16 protein-coding genes are annotated in these 14,829 nt (G+C 65.4%); 9 read left to right on the top strand and 7 right to left on the bottom strand.

The window, feature by feature from the left end; genetic code table 11:
* Positions 1–100: 100 nt before the first annotated feature.
* A complete protein-coding gene (locus CSW64_RS15455) occupies positions 101–769 on the bottom strand; it encodes a TetR/AcrR family transcriptional regulator (protein WP_216361190.1) in 669 nt (222 codons plus the stop codon).
* Between the two features lie 120 nt (positions 770–889).
* On the opposite strand from CSW64_RS15455, the gene CSW64_RS15450 reads away from it, so the two are divergent.
* Genes CSW64_RS15450 through CSW64_RS15440 form a run of 3 tightly spaced genes read left to right on the top strand, consistent with a single transcriptional unit; the run spans position 890 to position 4,945 of the window.
* Positions 890–3,094 (top strand): TonB-dependent receptor, encoded by a 2,205-nt coding sequence (locus CSW64_RS15450; protein WP_099622936.1) that lies wholly within the window; start codon positions 890–892, stop codon positions 3,092–3,094.
* Between the two features lie 12 nt (positions 3,095–3,106).
* Positions 3,107–4,327 (top strand): alpha/beta hydrolase, encoded by a 1,221-nt coding sequence (locus CSW64_RS15445; protein ID WP_099622935.1) that lies wholly within the window; start codon positions 3,107–3,109, stop codon positions 4,325–4,327.
* A gap of 21 nt (positions 4,328–4,348) precedes the next feature.
* Positions 4,349–4,945 carry an FMN-binding negative transcriptional regulator gene (locus CSW64_RS15440; RefSeq protein ID WP_099622934.1) on the top strand — a complete coding sequence of 199 codons (597 nt, stop codon included), beginning with the start codon at positions 4,349–4,351 and terminating at the stop codon, positions 4,943–4,945.
* 46 nt (positions 4,946–4,991) lie between these two features.
* Here the strand turns inward: CSW64_RS15440 and CSW64_RS15435 are convergent, their stop codons facing one another.
* Positions 4,992–5,339 (bottom strand): Crp/Fnr family transcriptional regulator, encoded by a 348-nt coding sequence (locus CSW64_RS15435; protein ID WP_150131431.1) that lies wholly within the window; start codon positions 5,337–5,339, stop codon positions 4,992–4,994.
* A 173-nt stretch (positions 5,340–5,512) separates the two neighbouring features.
* Here CSW64_RS15435 and CSW64_RS15430 point away from each other — a divergent pair, with 173 nt between their 5' ends.
* Complete coding sequence (locus CSW64_RS15430) at positions 5,513–6,292, top strand: hypothetical protein (RefSeq protein WP_099622932.1); 780 nt, start codon at positions 5,513–5,515, stop codon at positions 6,290–6,292.
* Between the two features lie 515 nt (positions 6,293–6,807).
* Here the strand turns inward: CSW64_RS15430 and CSW64_RS15425 are convergent.
* Together CSW64_RS15425 and CSW64_RS15420 are read right to left on the bottom strand one after the other, a co-directional pair.
* Entirely contained in the window at positions 6,808–7,278 is a 471-nt protein-coding gene (locus CSW64_RS15425) for a Fic/DOC family protein (protein WP_216361189.1), read from the bottom strand.
* A 110-nt stretch (positions 7,279–7,388) separates the two neighbouring features.
* Complete coding sequence (locus CSW64_RS15420; protein ID WP_172448593.1) at positions 7,389–7,739, bottom strand: DUF2188 domain-containing protein; 351 nt, start codon at positions 7,737–7,739, stop codon at positions 7,389–7,391.
* Between the two features lie 267 nt (positions 7,740–8,006).
* Between CSW64_RS15420 and CSW64_RS15415 the strand changes: the two genes are divergently transcribed.
* The 5 genes from CSW64_RS15415 to CSW64_RS15395 are packed head-to-tail and all read left to right on the top strand — an operon-like array spanning position 8,007 to position 11,095.
* Positions 8,007–8,330, top strand: coding sequence for a hypothetical protein (locus tag CSW64_RS15415; protein ID WP_099622929.1), 324 nt, complete (start codon positions 8,007–8,009; stop codon positions 8,328–8,330).
* Complete coding sequence (locus CSW64_RS15410) at positions 8,323–8,661, top strand: helix-turn-helix transcriptional regulator (RefSeq protein ID WP_099622928.1); 339 nt, start codon at positions 8,323–8,325, stop codon at positions 8,659–8,661. The genes CSW64_RS15415 and CSW64_RS15410 overlap by 8 nt, the downstream gene beginning before the upstream one ends.
* Positions 8,658–9,671 (top strand): protease inhibitor I42 family protein, encoded by a 1,014-nt coding sequence (locus CSW64_RS15405; RefSeq protein WP_099622927.1) that lies wholly within the window; start codon positions 8,658–8,660, stop codon positions 9,669–9,671. Before CSW64_RS15410 ends, CSW64_RS15405 begins: the two co-directional genes overlap by 4 nt.
* Positions 9,672–9,677: 6 nt before the next feature.
* Positions 9,678–10,292: a C1 family peptidase gene (locus CSW64_RS15400; RefSeq protein ID WP_172448592.1), complete on the top strand. Its 615-nt coding sequence runs from the start codon at positions 9,678–9,680 to the stop codon at positions 10,290–10,292.
* Positions 10,292–11,095 carry a thymidylate synthase family protein gene (locus CSW64_RS15395; RefSeq protein WP_150131430.1) on the top strand — a complete coding sequence of 268 codons (804 nt, stop codon included), beginning with the start codon at positions 10,292–10,294 and terminating at the stop codon, positions 11,093–11,095. Before CSW64_RS15400 ends, CSW64_RS15395 begins: the two co-directional genes overlap by 1 nt.
* Here CSW64_RS15395 and CSW64_RS15390 read toward each other — a convergent pair.
* The 3 genes from CSW64_RS15390 to CSW64_RS15380 form a co-directional block, all read right to left on the bottom strand.
* Positions 11,092–12,222, bottom strand: a complete 1,131-nt coding sequence (locus CSW64_RS15390; RefSeq protein WP_099622924.1) for a pyrophosphatase — start codon at positions 12,220–12,222, stop codon at positions 11,092–11,094. The two genes, CSW64_RS15395 and CSW64_RS15390, sit on opposite strands and share 4 nt — an antisense overlap.
* Positions 12,223–12,722: 500 nt before the next feature.
* Entirely contained in the window at positions 12,723–13,847 is a 1,125-nt protein-coding gene (locus tag CSW64_RS15385) for a nucleotide kinase domain-containing protein (RefSeq protein WP_172448591.1), read from the bottom strand.
* Between the two features lie 6 nt (positions 13,848–13,853).
* Positions 13,854–14,825: a TylF/MycF/NovP-related O-methyltransferase gene (locus CSW64_RS15380; RefSeq protein ID WP_099622923.1), complete on the bottom strand. Its 972-nt coding sequence runs from the start codon at positions 14,823–14,825 to the stop codon at positions 13,854–13,856.
* Positions 14,826–14,829 lie beyond the last annotated feature (4 nt).

The following is a 14,829-nucleotide window of genomic DNA, read 5'->3' as shown; positions in this document are numbered from 1 at the left end:
CGTCCGTATCCATGAGGCCCAGGCCGTGCTGGCGTTCAGCGCCGGCGGCGGGCGTTCTGAGCAGCAGGATTAAATTACCGACATGAACCGTCCGAGCCGGTCAGCCGGCTGGTTTCGCCAGCTTGCGGGTCGGCGGCGCGCCGCCTTCGAAGGCCGGGGCGACCAGGGCGGTTGCGGTCGCGACCAGGCGGTCGACCGCCTGGGGAAGCTCTTCGCCGGCGTAGGCCCAGTAGAGCCAGGCGGCGGAGTTCAGGAAGTAGGCGTACAGCGCCAGGTCGAACAGCGCGTTGTCGGGCCAGGGCGAGCCGAGCGCCTTGAACTGCTGGGCGATCCCGGCGGCTTGCGCCGACTGGTGGCGTCGGGTGACCGCCTCCAGGCTGGGGAAGTGGTCCATCGCCTCGTTCAGCGCCAGGCCGTAGCCGATCTCGGCTTCCTTGGCCTTGATCGCTCGCAGCCAGCCGCCGATGTCCGCGCGCCAGTCGCCGGTGGCGATGATGGGGGTCTCCACGATGGCCCGGATTTCACCGAGCTTCGTCTCGTAGAGCGCCAGGATCAGGGACTCCTTGTTCGGAAAGAAGTGGTACAGCGCTCCGACCGAGACCCCGGCCTCCTTGGCGATCGCCGGCGTGGTCAGGGCCGACGGCCCGTCGCGAACGAGGACGCGCTGCGTCGCGGAGAGCAGATCGTCGATGCTCTGCCGCCCGCGCGCCTGAACCGGCGCCTTTCGCTGCGACAGCGCCCCGGTCCTCGTCGTGCCTGACTTCGCCAACCCGCCGATCTCCTCGTTCCTGACCTGATGTCGCGGGCCTGGAGCCCGCGGTCAATCCCGGCTTGCACAAAAACCGAAACAGAATAATGTTTCGGTTATAACCATAAAAGGGGGAGTGACATGAAGAGCTTCAGCGGCAGAGCTTTGCTCGCGTCGACGGCGCTGTGCGGCGCGCTCGGCGTCGCTGCGCCGGCGGTCGCGCAGGATGACGGGGCGGCGAGCGTCGAGGAGGTCATCGTCACGGCCCAGCGGCGCGAGCAGCGGCTTCTGGACGTGCCGGCCTCGGTCGCCGCGGTCGGCGCCGACGCCATCAAGGATCTGAACATCCAGCAGGTGTCCGAGCTGAGCAGCCACGTGCCGAACCTGGCGATCGACTCCTCGACCTCGCTGAACTCGGCCGTCTACATCCGGGGCGTGGGGGCCAACAGCCGCAACATCGGCTTCGACACCCGCGTCGGCGTCTACATGGACGGCGTCTACCTGGGCCAGTCGCCGGCCCTGAACCAGGAACTGGTCGACCTGGAGCGGGTCGAGGTTCTGCGCGGGCCGCAGGGCGCGCTGTTCGGCAAGAACACTGTCGCCGGCGCGATCAACCTGATCTCGCGCCGCCCGTCCTTCGATCGCGAGGGCTATGTCGGCCTGCGGCTCGGCAACCATGAGGAAATCCAGGCGACGGCCCGCTACAACCTGCCGCTCTCCGATACGCTGGCGGCCAAGCTGTCGGTCAACCGGGCCCAGCGCGACGGTTTCACCAAGAACCTCTACGACGGAAGCACGGTCGGCAATCGCGACGTCTGGTCCTGGCGGGCGCAGCTGCGCTGGGAGGCGACGGAGGCTCTCTCCGTCAACATCTCGGCCGACGGTCTGGTCGCGCGCGAGGCGGGCGAGTACGGCAACGCCTTCACCAACACGTTCGGGACGGCGCTCACGCCCGGCTATCTCCAGCCGCGGACGGTGAACCTCGACCATCAGAACCGCGACGAGCGCGACGTCTACGGGGCGGCCGTCGAGATCGCCTACCGCTTGGCGAGCGGCCCGACGTTCAAGTCGATCACGGCGTGGCGCTCAACCGACTTCTTCAGCACCAACGATCTCGACTACTCGCCGCTCGACCTGCTGTCAGTCGACTTCGACGACAGCTACGACCAGTACACCCAGGAGTTCCAGCTGGTCTCGGGCGGAGACGGCCCGCTCGGCTATGTCGCCGGCCTCTATCTGTACCAGCAGGACAGCGAGACGAAGCGCACCGGGCGGGTCGGCTCGTTGGGGCCGGCCCTCGGCGTGGCGCCGGGCACGACCCTGCCGACCGCGGGCGACCTCCGGACCCGCAACATCGCCCTCTACGGCAACGCCGAGTACGAGATCACCGAGAAGCTGACGCTGGGCGCCGGCTTCCGCTGGTCCTGGGAGGAGAAGGTCGTCGACTACATGATCAACGGTGCCGGCCTGCCGGCGCTGGGTCTGGCGACCGGCCGGTTCTCGGACTCGCGGGTCGACCGCGACTTCTCGCCGACGGTGACCGCGACCTACGCCTTCCAGCCGCGTCTGACGGGCTTCCTGCGCTACGCCAAGGGCTACAAGAGCGGCGGCTACAACCTCGACTTCGTCAGCAAGACGATCTTCCCGGGTAACCTGGAGTTCGAGAAGGAGACCGCGTCGTCCTTCGAGGGCGGCCTGAAGGGCGAGCTGTTCGAGCGGCGTCTGAGCTTCAGCGTCACCGCCTTCCAGACCACCTTCGAGAACTACCAGGTCGACCAGTTCCAGCAGCTCGCCGGCGGCGGCGTGGCCATCGTGATCGGCAACGCCTCGGAGGTCCGCAGCCGCGGCGTGGAGCTGGAGGGCGTGTTCCGCCCGGGCGGCGGCCTGTCGATCGACGCCAGCCTGGGCCTCCAGGACGTCGAGTTCACCTCGTTCCCCGGCGGCGGCTCGGGCGGCGCCGACGCCAGCGGCAAGCGCGTGCCGGGCGCCGCCAAGGTGCAGGCCGCGCTCGGCGTCACCTACGTCCGGCCGATCGGCGACGACTTCGAGCTGCTGCTGCACGCCGACTACAGCTATCGCGGGTCCTACTATTCCGACATCGACAACCTCGAGACGGTCGTCGTCGGCGGCGTCACCGTGCCCTTCGACAAGATTCCGGAGCAGGGCTACGTCAACGGCCGCATCGCCCTGTCCCGCGACGCCCAGGGCTGGGAGGTCGCGCTCTGGGGGCGCAACCTGTTCGACGAGGACAACGTCCAGATCTACGGCGGCGACATCTTCGGAACCCGCACCCGCCGCTTCACCGCGCCACGCACCTGGGGCGTGGAACTCAGCGCCCGCTTCTAGGAGATCATCAACATGAAGGCGCACGCCTTGACCCTGGCGCGGGCGGTCACGCTCGCCGCCGCCCTGGGCCTCGCCGCTCCCGCCATCGCGGGGCAGCCCTCAGCCGCACGGTCGGTCCTGTCGCCGCCGGACATGCAGCTGACCGCGGCCGAACGAGAAGAGCTGACGCTCGGTCAGCGGCCGGAGAGCTGGTTCGCCGCACAGCTGAAGGGGCCGCGCGAGGTCGTCGACGGGCAGCGGCTGAACGCCAAGCTCCAGTTCCTCATGGAGCGGACGCGCAAGGCCGGCCCGCCGGAAACGCGAGACGCCGTCCTCGCCGAGTTCGACACGCCCGAGAAGCGGGCCAAGATCCGCGCTTCGGTCGACCGGCGCTGGGCGATGCGGACCCAGGTCACGCAGGAGATGGCCGCGGTCGAGGATCGCAACATCCCAGGCCGCGACGGCCCCATTCCGGTGCGGATCTACCGACCGGTCGGCGCTGAAGGCCCGCTGCCGGTGCTGGTCTACTACCATGGCGGCGGTTTCGTCTTCGCCAGCGTCAAGGCGATCGACCGCGTCGTACGCCTGATCGCGAACGAGGCGAAGGTCATCGTGGTCTCGGTGGACTACCGGCTGGCCCCGGAGCATCCGTACCCGGCCGCGCACAACGACGCCGAGGACGCCTTCGGCTGGGCGGCCGCGAACGCCGCGTCCTTCGGCGGCGATCCGGTTCGGATGGCTGTCGGGGGCGACAGCGCGGGCGGCAACCTCGCCCTCTCGACCTCGTTGCGCGCGGCGAAGGGCGAGGGACCCAAGCCGCTCTATCAGCTGCTCTACTACCCGGCGGTCAGCCTGGGGCAGGACGAGGCGTCCTACGACCTGTTCGACGAGGGCTACAGCCTGGATCGCGGGTTCATGGAGGCAGTGACGCAGCTGACCTTCCCCAAGCCGGTCGATCGGGTCGCCAAGGATGCGGAGATCCTGTCCAACGCCTCGCTCGCCGGGATGCCGGCCACGATCGTGGTCACGGCCGGGTTCGATCCTCTGCGGGACCAGGGGCGTCGTCTGGCCCGCCGGCTCCAGGCCGACGGCGTCAGCGCCATCTACCTGAACTACGACTCCCTGACCCACAGCTTCCTGAACTGGTCGGGCGTGGTCGAGGAGGCCGAGACGGCGGCGCGCGAGACGGCGGCGGTGCTGGGGCGGGGACTCCGGAGCCGACCCGGCGAGCTGGCTCTGCGGCCCAGGCCGTAACGCCGCGAGGGGAGGCGACGGATGGCCGGCGGGACCTTCGACAACTGGACCGAGGCGGACGCGATCGACCTCGTCCGGGAATACCCGATGGCCTGGCTGGTCTCCGGCGGCGAGGCGTTCGCCGCCACCCCGCTGCCGCTGCTTCCGGACCTTGACGGCGACGGTCGGCTCGTCGGGTTGACCGGGCATATGGCGCGGGCCAATCCCCATGTGGCGCGGCTGCGCGAGCGGCCACGGGCGTACGTCCTTTTCCAGGGCTCGCATGGCTACATCTCGCCGTCTTGGTTCCGGGATCGCAGCCGCGCGCCGACCTGGAACTATGCGATTCTGAAGATCGAGGCCGACATCGTCTTTGATCCGGCGGGCGTTGATGAGGCTCTGCAGCGGCTTGTCGAGACCATGGAGAAGGACCGCCCGCGGCCCTGGTCGGCGGACGAGATGGGGCCACGCTATGAACGTCTGCGCCGCGGCGTCGTCGCCTTTCAGGCGCGCATCGTATCGCTGGCTGGACGCTTCAAGCTCGGGCAGGACGAGCCCGACGAGGTGTACGAGGACATCATGGCCGAGGTGGGCGGCTCCGACCTGGGCGGATGGATGAGCCGGCTCGGGCGGCTCTAGGAATCCCTCGTTTCTGCGATAGGTGTCGTTCGGGCGCCGCCAATGCTCAGGGGAGCGCGAACGCCTCCAGCGCGCGCAGCGAAGGAATGCGCACGCAGCCATAGCGGCATTCGACGAGGCCGCGGCCCGCCAGAGCGCGCAGCAGGCGCGCCACCCGCTGACGCCCGCCGAGGCCCATGGCCGCCAGCCGCTCCTGGGTGAGGGGCAGCTCGACCGGGCCGTCGCCTTGGCTTGCGCGATCACGGGCCGAAACCGCCAGCAGATAGGCCAGTCGGCCCTCGGGCCGGTGCAGCGAGGCGGCCAGGTTTCCGCCGATCAGATCGCGCATCCGCACGCCGATCCGCTCGATCACCCGCGGGTAAAGCGTCGGATACGCCGCCGCCAGCGCCCGCACCGCCGTGGCCGGAAAGGCCAGCAGCCGGGTGTCCGGCCGGGTCCAGAGGTCGTGCGGCAGCGGCGCGTCGTGGAAACAGGCAAGCCAGGTGGCCCAGCCGCCCTCGACGATGGGGGCGAGCCGGGCCGAGCGGTCGGCTTGCGAGAAGAGCCCGATTTCGACCCCGCCTTCCGGTGCTGACGCTGGCCGACGGCCGCCGGCTGACCGGCGAGGCGGCGTGCGCGGCGATGAACACTACCCAGACGCCGACGCTGTCGGCGGCCGCCGTCGCCATTCCGCTCGACGTCTTCAACGCCATGGCCCGCCAGCCGGGCCGACCGGCCTATCACCCGGCCACCAGCCCGCCGACCTGGTACGTGCAGTACGACCGCAAGGCGCTGCTCGGCATCTATACCGGCGAACCGCCGGCGGGCGCGCGCAAGAGCGAGGGCGGCTTCTTTCCGAACCCCGACAACAACTACATCCGCACCATCGTAAATCGCGGCTATGGCCGGTTGCTGATGCTGCGCGGCAAGATGCCGACCACCGCGCGTACGCTCGGCGGCGAGCCGCTGATGGGGCGTGGGCAACTGCGCTACTGGTCGATCTGCTCCAACCAGGGCTTCGCCAACACCCGGGCCACGGCCTGTCTCTTCGATGAAGAGGTCCCGCTGGACAAGGACGGCTACTACACCATCGCCATCAGTCGCGAGGCCGACCGCCCGCGCAACGCCGTGGCCGGTTGCGGCGTCGCCTGGCTGAAGCTGGCCGACGACGGCGACGGGGCGGGCGATCCCGACGCCGGCGTGATCCAGATCCGCAACATGCTCGCCGACCCGGCCTTCGGCCGATCGATCCAGGCGGTCAGGCAGCTCGGGACCGAAAAGGCGGTGATGGGCGACTATCTCCCGCAGGCCCGGTACCTGATGACCAACGCCTTCGAGAGCCTGGTCGCCCGTCCGCTGAAGGACTGAGGCCTGACGGTCGCGCAGTCGCAGGAATTGGTCGCGCCGCCGCCGCCCGCCGCCCCCTGGAATCGACCTTGTCCCGTTGGCTTGCTCCACGCCAGCAGGACAAGGTCCAGGCGCGCGGCGCGCGACCGGGCGGAACGAAAAGCCGCGAAAAGCGTCGTCGAACGTCGTAGAACCCCGTGCGTACCCGCGACCTGATCTGTTGAACCTGCGAAGAATGCCGAACTATCAAGCCCATAGACTGTCCGTCGCCCCCATGATGGACTGGATTCATTGGGCAGACAGTCCAATGAATTAAGTGACTTAGAGGTGCAGTGTTTCGTGCAACCGGATTGGACCGACTGGACGCGCGCAAAGCGCGAACAGGTGGACCTGAAGGCGGATCCGAAGATGCTCGAAGGTAGGGCCCGCGCCGCCGTCGGCGCTCTGACTTCGGATGATACAAAACCTCGGATGACACACGACAACATCCGAGGAGATGTATCATCGAGCCAAGGACCGCAGCCGTGCGCGGATACCTACGTGATCAGGTCAAGGATTTGCGCTTCGAGCAGGCGGTTGTCGCTTGTGAAACTGTGAACCATCGCCTCCAGGAAGGCTTCGGGGTCCAGCTTGTCGAAGTCGATAGGGTGCCCGGCTTGGGCGGCGAGCAGTGCGAAGAAGGCGTTCTGGGTGCGGCCATTGCCTTCGCGAAAAGCGTGGATGGCGTTCAGTTCGGACAGAAAGTACGCGCCCCCTGCCGCGAACTCCTCCGGCGTAAGCGCGCGCAAGTAGTGGTAGTCCTTCAGCCAGCGAAAGACCCGGTCGAGCTCGCCGAGAATGTTCTCGGGATAGCAGAACCAGTTGCCTTCCTTACCGGTGCGCACCGTCCGCACCTTGCCAGCCCAGACATAGACGTCCTGGAAGAGATGGCGGTGGGTCGCGAGGTAGTGGCTCCTACTCAGCCGGCCCTCGGGAAAAGGCTCTTCCGAGCGCTGAGTGACGGACACCGTCTCGAACTCAGTCAGATCGGCCTGGTCGGTTAGGCCGAGTCTGTTCCTGAGGATCAGAGTCCGAGGGTCGACATAGCGGTCATCGCCCGCATCGTAGCCTTCGAACGTCAGGACTTCGCCTTCCGAAAGGCGCCACTGATCGCCGACCGCCGTGCGTCAGGGCTCGCGCCAGCCCGATCGAGCTTGGCGAAGATCTGCCGAGCTTTGGTGGAGAGCGTCAGGCCTTCGACGGCGTTCAGCTTCTCCATCGCCGAGCTGCCAAGCGTGAAGCGCTTCTTCACATGTCCGTTCGCAGCCTGAATGGTCAACTCGCCACCGGCCTTGCGCACAGCAGCCTGCGCGGCGGCGACGGCTTCACCCTGAGTGGAGAAGAACTTCGCCGCGCCGTTATCCTGGCGAACGGCCCATCCCCCGGTGGGGGCAGGAGCTACCTGGTACTTTGCCGAAGAGTGCTTCATGAGCGAATCCATAGCATTTGCCGGACAGGAGCGCACCGAAAGTCAGACATTCGGCTCGGCGAGGAGCGGTGGTTCGGGTTTGACCCGTAGCAGCATTGGGGGGCTGCTCGCAGCATGCCGAGTTTAGGTGCTCAACTTCGCGTCGATCGAGTTTCGAACCGCGGACGCTTGCTGACTTTCGCTCCTTAGCCCCTTGGTCGAAAATTACGTCAGAAAATCGGACATGATGTTATCGTTTGTGTCGGAAAACTGGACAGGTGAGTCGCCATGGCTGCGGCCGACGAATTCCCGGAAGCGAAGATCCGCGCCGCCCTTGCGGCGTGGTGGCACCAGGAGCAGCTGGACGCCGCTGAATTGGCGGCAGACGCGCCGCAGCCAAGGCGGCCGGTTTCGGTGCTGACGCCGATCATCGAAATCGACTCTCACCGAGCCACTATCGCGTTGCTGACCGCCGAGGACGCGGTCGGGTTCAAGATCCCACCGAGATTAGTGAAGATGGGCGGTTATACTTCCGTCGAGGAGATGACGGATCACCTCGTTTCCGAGTTGAAGAAGCTCTTCATCAAGAAACAGGAAGTGACTCATGCCTGACCGCACAGAACGCCAAGTGCTTGGCCAGCGCATTCGCGAGGCTCGCAATTACCTTGAAATGTCGCAGGAGGAGGTCGCGGCTGCGATCGGTGTCTCTCGGCAGGCGATGATTGCCATCGAGGCCGGCACCCGAGGGGTAGACGCCTTGGAATTGAAGCGGCTCGCGAAGACCCTGAACCGATCTGTTCAGTACCTGAGCGGAGAGGAAGAAGCCCCGCCGGCCGACGAGAAGGTAGCTATGCTCGCCCGGGCGGCGGAGGGGCTGACTGACAGCGATCTTAGCGAGCTGCAGCGGTTCGCCGCCTACCTGAAGGCGCGCAGTGACCGATGAACGGCAGCGTCCGCAATGCCCGACTCAATGGTGCCGCTGAGGCCCACCGCATCCACAGGATGATGGAGTCACGCGAGCGGCTGGAGGCGACGGACGGCCAAGTCGACGTCTTCGGCATCCTTGCCGAACTTGAGATTCTCGTCGTATTCAAGCCTTTGGACGGTCTCCTGGGGGCTTTCCTCAAGCAAGAGGCGCCAGGCGTCATCATCAGCACCAAGCGACCGTATTCCGTGCAACGGTTCACCGGGGCGCATGAGCTCGGTCACGCGGTTCTTAATCATGACCCTAGCCTTGACAGCCCAGGCGTGTTGCGGCGCGCCGCCATCGGGTATCTCCCGGCAGGCCGTGGAAATTTTCGCGCGCACCTACAGGAAATCGAAGCTGACGCCTTCGCCGGAGAGCTCCTCGCGCCGCGCTGGCTCCTGATCTACCACGCCAAGCGGCAGGGCTGGCAGGCAAGCCAGCTGTCGGACCCGGATGTCGCCTACCAAATGGCCCTTCGGTGCGGGTGCAGCTACGAGGCGACGCTTCGCAGCCTCGCCCGCAACTCTCTCATTAGTGACGTGCAGGTCGATGCAGCACTGGAGACAAAGCCAAAGGCGCTCAAGGCTCGGCTTCGCGGCGATGCGGAGTGGATCAATCCCTGGTCTGACGTATGGCGGCTCACGGACCGCGACCAAGGTCATCGGGTGCCTGCCGCCGGTGGTGACCTGCTCCGCGTCGGGCTCTTGCAGAAGTCGGCGGCGGGCTACCGCTGGACGGCCAGCGAGGTGGATCCAGGGCTGCTGCTTCTGACGGAGGACGTCCGCATCACCACGGCGACCGTGGGCGCTCCCTCGGAGAAGCTTTGGTACTACCGGGCAGGCTGCGAGGGGCTCGCCGTCGCGTCCTACGCGGAGCGCCGGTCGTGGGAGACGGCAGCGGTGGCGGCCGCTAGGTTTGAAGTGAACATCAGGCCGGTCGAGAAGGGCTTGTCTCGCGCCAATCGTGCACGGCTGGCGGCGGCGTAGATGGGGGTGGGCATCGACTTGAGGTCTCTGCTCGGACCCGCGCGCGATCAAGGACCGCGGCAGACCTGCCTGTCCTTCGCGGTCAGCGACGCTCACCGCGCCAGCCGCCGGCATGGTGTCGATTTCTCCGCCGAATGCCTGCACCTGCGCGCTTGCGCCGTCCTGGATCAGCCGCTGGAGGAGGCCGTTAGCCCCTTCGCGACCGCGAGGGTGCTGGAGAACTTTGGGCAAGTGGAGGAGGAGGCCTGGCCGTACGGTTCTTCCGCAGCATCAATGAACGATTCGCCTGCCTTCAAGGCACGCCAAGCGGCGTCCGGCTTTGCTCCTCTGCTTGTGAGGGATGCCCTCCAGAATGGCCAGCCGGTCGTCTCGACGCTGGCAATCGGTGGAGAGTTTTGGGGTGTGGAGGATCAGGCGGGTCTGCTTCGCGCCAGGGTGCTTCCGATAGAAGCGTGCCATGCCGTCGTCATCATCGCTGTCTGCGAAACCGACGAGGGGGCCGTTTACCTGCTTCGAAACTCGTGGGGTAAGGCTTGGGGGCAGGCCGGGCACGTTTGGGCTCACGCCGACTACATGCAGGAAGCGACCTTGGCCTGCCTGACTATTGAGGAACTGAACTGATGTCGAATGCGGCGACCCTTCCCGATGCGCCTGACGTATCGACGGCATGGCTACAGGCAAGCCGCTACCTCAAAGGACAGCCAGGGCGCGCCTGCTGGAACTTGGTCTACAGCGTGTCGAACCCAGCAGCGAAGACCGCTGGTGACGAGGCGCTGTACGCAGCCTTTGACGCATTTGCGGCAAACACCGGGATTGGGACCACCACCACAGTGGCCAACACGATCTTTCCGCTCGAGGTCTATCGGAAGTTCGGCCGCGGCGGCCTCTACGAACGCTACGACGCCGAAATCCTCCCCATGGTCCGGACGCAGTGGGGAACCTACTTCGACCGCATGATCCGGCGCCGAGATTTTAAGGGTAAGCCATTGCTCATGAAAACCGGCGAGCCAGTCAATCCTCTAGACATCGTGGTCGAAAAGCTCGCGAGACGCGCGGCTACCGCTCGAGGTGCAAAGAACCACTACGAAATCCCGATCACCGACGAGGCCTTCGAGATTTCCACTTACCTGCCGGAGCGGGACTGTAAGCTCTCGCGCGGGGGGCCGTGCCTAAGTCATCTCTCGTTCAAGGTCGATCACGCTGGCGCGCTGCGGCTGACGGCCATCTATCGATCGCACTACTACGTGGAGCGCGCCCTCGGAAATCTGCTGGGACTGGCCCGCCTTCAGGCGTTTGTGGCCGTTGAGGCAGGCCTCGATATAGGCCCACTGACCTGCATTGCACTTCGCGCGCACTTGGAGCCGAACCTGCAGGGCGAGGATGGCGGGGCGGTGTCCGCCTTCCTTAAGGCACAGGGCGTCTAGCTGGGCGAGGGCGGGATGAGTTCGTAAAAGAGATCGCGCTTAGTGAGGTCGATGGTTACCAAGCCGCGTCGGTGCTCAACGAGCTCTCGGAAGACGGAATAGCCTCTCAAGATTGCCTTTTCCCAAGCCCAGAACGGTTGGTCCTCGACCTCATACCCGCGGACAAAGTGCTTAATCGTCTTCAGGAGCGTGTAGTCGATCTTCTTTACGCCCTTGAAGTAGTCGGGCTTGGCCCAGTTGAAGATGTAGGTGGAGATGCCTTCTTCGAGGAGGATGGCCCGGGCGCCGTCCTCGTTCTCATCCAGCGTCCCCACCGATTTCCGCTTTGCCTTCAGCAGCGCTCGCAGCACCGGCGACCACCCAAGGATCGCTGCGTAGGCGAGGTGGAACACATCGTGAAAACGGTAGTGGTCAGGCTCGGCGATGTTGTCGGTTAGCGGGTCGCCAATCTTGATCGTGTGCACCTTCTGTACGACGAGCGTCTTCTTTCCGATTTGGATCTCCTCGAAGTGGAAGACCATGTACTTCGGCAGGCGTTCGTCCGGGCGGATCCTGCCGTCAGGGTGCGGCCGGTCGTCATAGAGCGGCAGGTGGACTTCGGTTTGCGGAAAACGGGACTCGCTCTTGGCGATGTTCGAGGTTGCCGCTCTGCTCAGCGAAATCTTCGCGTCGCGCATGGCGACCAGAGCGGCGCTGGTGGTTTCAACGAGCATGGGCCGCAGGCTTGAGCCCGACCGCTCTGCCGTCTCGGCGAGCAGGCCGGCCTTTCCGGCGGCGCGGAGCCAAAGGTTAGCCTCTACGCCGTGCGCGGGGAGGGGGAGCTTGTCCAGTTCACTCAGGCGCGTCTGAGCGCCTACGGGCTTTCCGTAGACTTCGGACAGGATGTCCGTCCACTGCACGCCCAAATCCACCGCCAGAATGGTCAGATACCATAGGAGGTCGCCCGCTTCCTCGACGAGGTGTTCGTGGAAGGACCGATAACTCGTTCCGTCCCGCGAGCGCTTCTTGAACTCTGCCATCAGGGAGCCGAGCTCGCCGAACACGCCCATGACGGCAATTCGCGTCTTGTCCTTCTTGCGGCGATCGGTGCGGACAACTGCGGCCTGGAAGGCCTCAACCGTGGTCATTTGAGCCCCCGCTCTCAATCAGCACGCCAGATCACGCTTGAGCAAAACGCGAGTCCGAACCGCGTGTTGTCAAGAATCTTTCTAATCGCAGTTGTGGAGGGGGCCTGACCGGCGCCTTAGTTGGCACGCGAAAATCAAGCTCGTCAGGGTGTCGTGAGCGGACGTGTTCACTTCAAGGAAAGGGCGCTGAGACATCGCGTTCTAACATCGGGTCGACCAGCTAGGACGCAGGGGCCATGCTTCGGTCAGCTGGATCGCGATGTTACGCCAGCCTTCGTGCGCCGTGCTCGTGAATTCTAGCCCGGCTTCGGAGACACCGGACCATTCCGGCGCTCCCGTACCCGCCGAAGGGCGGCGGGAGCGGTCAGCTCACGATTTTGGGGCCGGCACCGTGGCCCGCGTTGACCCGCCTGTAAGGTCGGTGCCGTGGGCTCGCGCCCCGTGTCTCACTTCGCCTGGGCCAAGCTGTTCTTCGATTACCTGAAGAACGCGGCCGGGCCTCAGGCGGCTATCGTTTCGTCGTCGCGGCTCATCACTGTCTTGCGCGGGCTGTTGCCCTCGCCGCAGACGTCTTCGAAGAACTCAAGCTGCTCGGCGGCCGCGGTCTGTCCAGCCGCGAGCGCGGCAGGGATAAGCGTCTTGTCTGGCGTCAGTCCCCACTTAGGCGGAAAGAAAAGCGCGAGCGGCTTGGCTGAGGCAGCAAAGCGCGCCTTGATCCGGCTTCGGTTGCTGACCAGCTCGGGCGCAGCCTCGCGGCAGTATTTGTCGAGCTCGCAAAAGAGGCCCTGGCAGTCGATGGCGTGCAGGGAACGCCCGAAGAGCCCTTTGAACGGCAGCTGAAGCTCGGCGAACGCCTCGGCCTGGTGTTCCACCATCCAGAGGATCGCGTCGGAGGGCGAGAAGTCGCCAAGGTCGAGGAAAGCCTTTTTTAGCCCGCGGAGCGCGCCAGGACCGGCTTGGGTGTAATCGTTCTCGCTGAAGTCGATGAGCTCGGAGTAGTTCAGGTCGATCGCCGTCTGATAGGCCATGAATGGTCCCATAAGAGGGAAGGACTGCAGCGCGCGTACGACCTGCTCAAGCGAGTTGGAGCCGGCGATGGTGCGGTCCAGGCGCTCCTGAACGAACATGTGCTTGAACAGCCCGACGTGGTTGCGGTGCTTGTCGTCAAAGCCATACGCCTTGGTGGCGCAGAGGATGAATGCGCCTGTGTAGAGGCCGCCGTTGCGGCGTTTCACGCGATCCAGAGCCTTCTCAAAGGCACCTGACGAGAGGTCCGCCACGCGCGGTGCATGGCCTAACTCCTGTCGCAGACCGTCCCAGGTCTCGATGTTGCTGAACGTCCGGAAGGCAACGATCTGAAAGGCGCGGTCAGCGAAATCACCGGCGTCGTCAGCGTAGGCCACGTCCTTGATCATGTACTGTGAGACGCGATCAGCGGCCCGGAAGACGTTACAGAACTTGAAGGTCTGCAGGATACGATCATCGGTCCAGGGCCAAGCGGCACCGGACAGCCGCTTTTCGAAAGCTGCATGGCGGCGTGAGGCGAACTGCCAGTAAAGGGGATACACGCCGGGCCGGGGTGTGGGCTCTTTGGCGCGGGTAAATACGAGTGGGGCTCGCCGCATGCTGGATTACCTCACCCTTAGAAAGACGCCGGTGTCGTGCAAGTTAAAGTACCGCGAGTCGTCCAAGAGCCGCTTGGCCGCGAAACGCTCGCCGAGGGTGTAGAGGAAGCGATTCCGGCCGGTGAAGTGGTCGAAGACGATCGCTCCACCGACTTCTATCTGGGGTGTGATTATGTCCAGAATCCGGTCGGCCGAGGTGAAGTTGTCCGTGTCGACGAAGGCCAGAACAATTTTTTCTCTGCTGAGGCGCTTTGCGGTCTCGACGATGTCGCCGGCGACGACCTCGACGTTCCGCCCCTCGAAAAAACGCTCCACAGTTTTCTGATCTAGGTAAACGCAGTCTGGATGGGCGTACATGTCGAGCGGGCTTCTCGGGGCGGGGAAGCCGCCGAAGGTGTCGAACCCGAACACCTTCCAGTCCTTGCCGAGCGCCTCAATGAAGCGGGAGATCAGCATCGTGGTCCCGCCCTTGAACATGCCGAACTCGGCAACGACTCCCTGCAGGTTGGCGCGGCCGGCGTTCTGGAGGCACTGGTAGATATGGATCAGGGTGTTGGGGTAGCCGTTCGCGAACGACGGGGCGAAGGCGTTGCCTGTCTCGCGGTCGAACAGCTCATCCTGGAATCGGTAGTGCCCGAAGCCGCCGATAAGGATCTTCGTGGTGGGAGTGAGGTGAGGCAGGGCGGCAGCGATGAGCGCCTCCTTGCCGTCATCGGAGGCTATCAACACCAGGTCGGGCTTGTCTAAGCCCAGCTGACCGATGGGGCGTGGGTGGCTCAGGGGAGACCCGGACGCGACCGTACCCTGCTCGTCGTAGACGCCGAGCAGCTGGTGTTGAACGCCGAGGGTGAAGAAGGCCTGTACAAGGTCAAAAGCGGCCGGCGTCTTGCCGACAATGGCCGCGCGAGTCGTCGGCGGGCGCCGCGCCAGCTCCTCCTTCAGCTTATCAACCATTTGGGTGAGGGCTGTGGCGTCCATGTGG

It is taken from the genome of Caulobacter mirabilis (assembly GCF_002749615.1).
GTDB classification, from domain to species: Bacteria; Pseudomonadota; Alphaproteobacteria; order Caulobacterales; family Caulobacteraceae; genus Caulobacter; species Caulobacter mirabilis.
The sequence above is the reverse complement of the archived record's forward strand: the minus strand, read 5'-3'. Positions and strand labels throughout refer to the sequence as shown.

What these genes read in the sequence shown, in the direction of transcription:
- CSW64_RS15450 (WP_099622936.1), top strand. Translation starts at nt 890, where the DNA reads ATGAAGAGCTTCAGCGGCAGAGCTTTGCTCGCGTCGACGGCGCTGTGC.
- CSW64_RS15445 (WP_099622935.1), top strand. Translation starts at nt 3,107, where the DNA reads ATGAAGGCGCACGCCTTGACCCTGGCGCGGGCGGTCACGCTCGCCGCC.
- CSW64_RS15440 (WP_099622934.1), top strand. Translation starts at nt 4,349, where the DNA reads ATGGCCGGCGGGACCTTCGACAACTGGACCGAGGCGGACGCGATCGAC.
- CSW64_RS15420 (WP_172448593.1), bottom strand. Translation starts at nt 7,739, where the DNA reads ATGAAGCACTCTTCGGCAAAGTACCAGGTAGCTCCTGCCCCCACCGGG.
- CSW64_RS15415 (WP_099622929.1), top strand. Translation starts at nt 8,007, where the DNA reads ATGGCTGCGGCCGACGAATTCCCGGAAGCGAAGATCCGCGCCGCCCTT.
- CSW64_RS15410 (WP_099622928.1), top strand. Translation starts at nt 8,323, where the DNA reads ATGCCTGACCGCACAGAACGCCAAGTGCTTGGCCAGCGCATTCGCGAG.
- CSW64_RS15405 (WP_099622927.1), top strand. Translation starts at nt 8,658, where the DNA reads ATGAACGGCAGCGTCCGCAATGCCCGACTCAATGGTGCCGCTGAGGCC.
- CSW64_RS15395 (WP_150131430.1), top strand. Translation starts at nt 10,292, where the DNA reads ATGTCGAATGCGGCGACCCTTCCCGATGCGCCTGACGTATCGACGGCA.
- CSW64_RS15390 (WP_099622924.1), bottom strand. Translation starts at nt 12,222, where the DNA reads ATGACCACGGTTGAGGCCTTCCAGGCCGCAGTTGTCCGCACCGATCGC.
- CSW64_RS15385 (WP_172448591.1), bottom strand. Translation starts at nt 13,847, where the DNA reads ATGCGGCGAGCCCCACTCGTATTTACCCGCGCCAAAGAGCCCACACCC.
- CSW64_RS15380 (WP_099622923.1), bottom strand. Translation starts at nt 14,825, where the DNA reads ATGGACGCCACAGCCCTCACCCAAATGGTTGATAAGCTGAAGGAGGAG.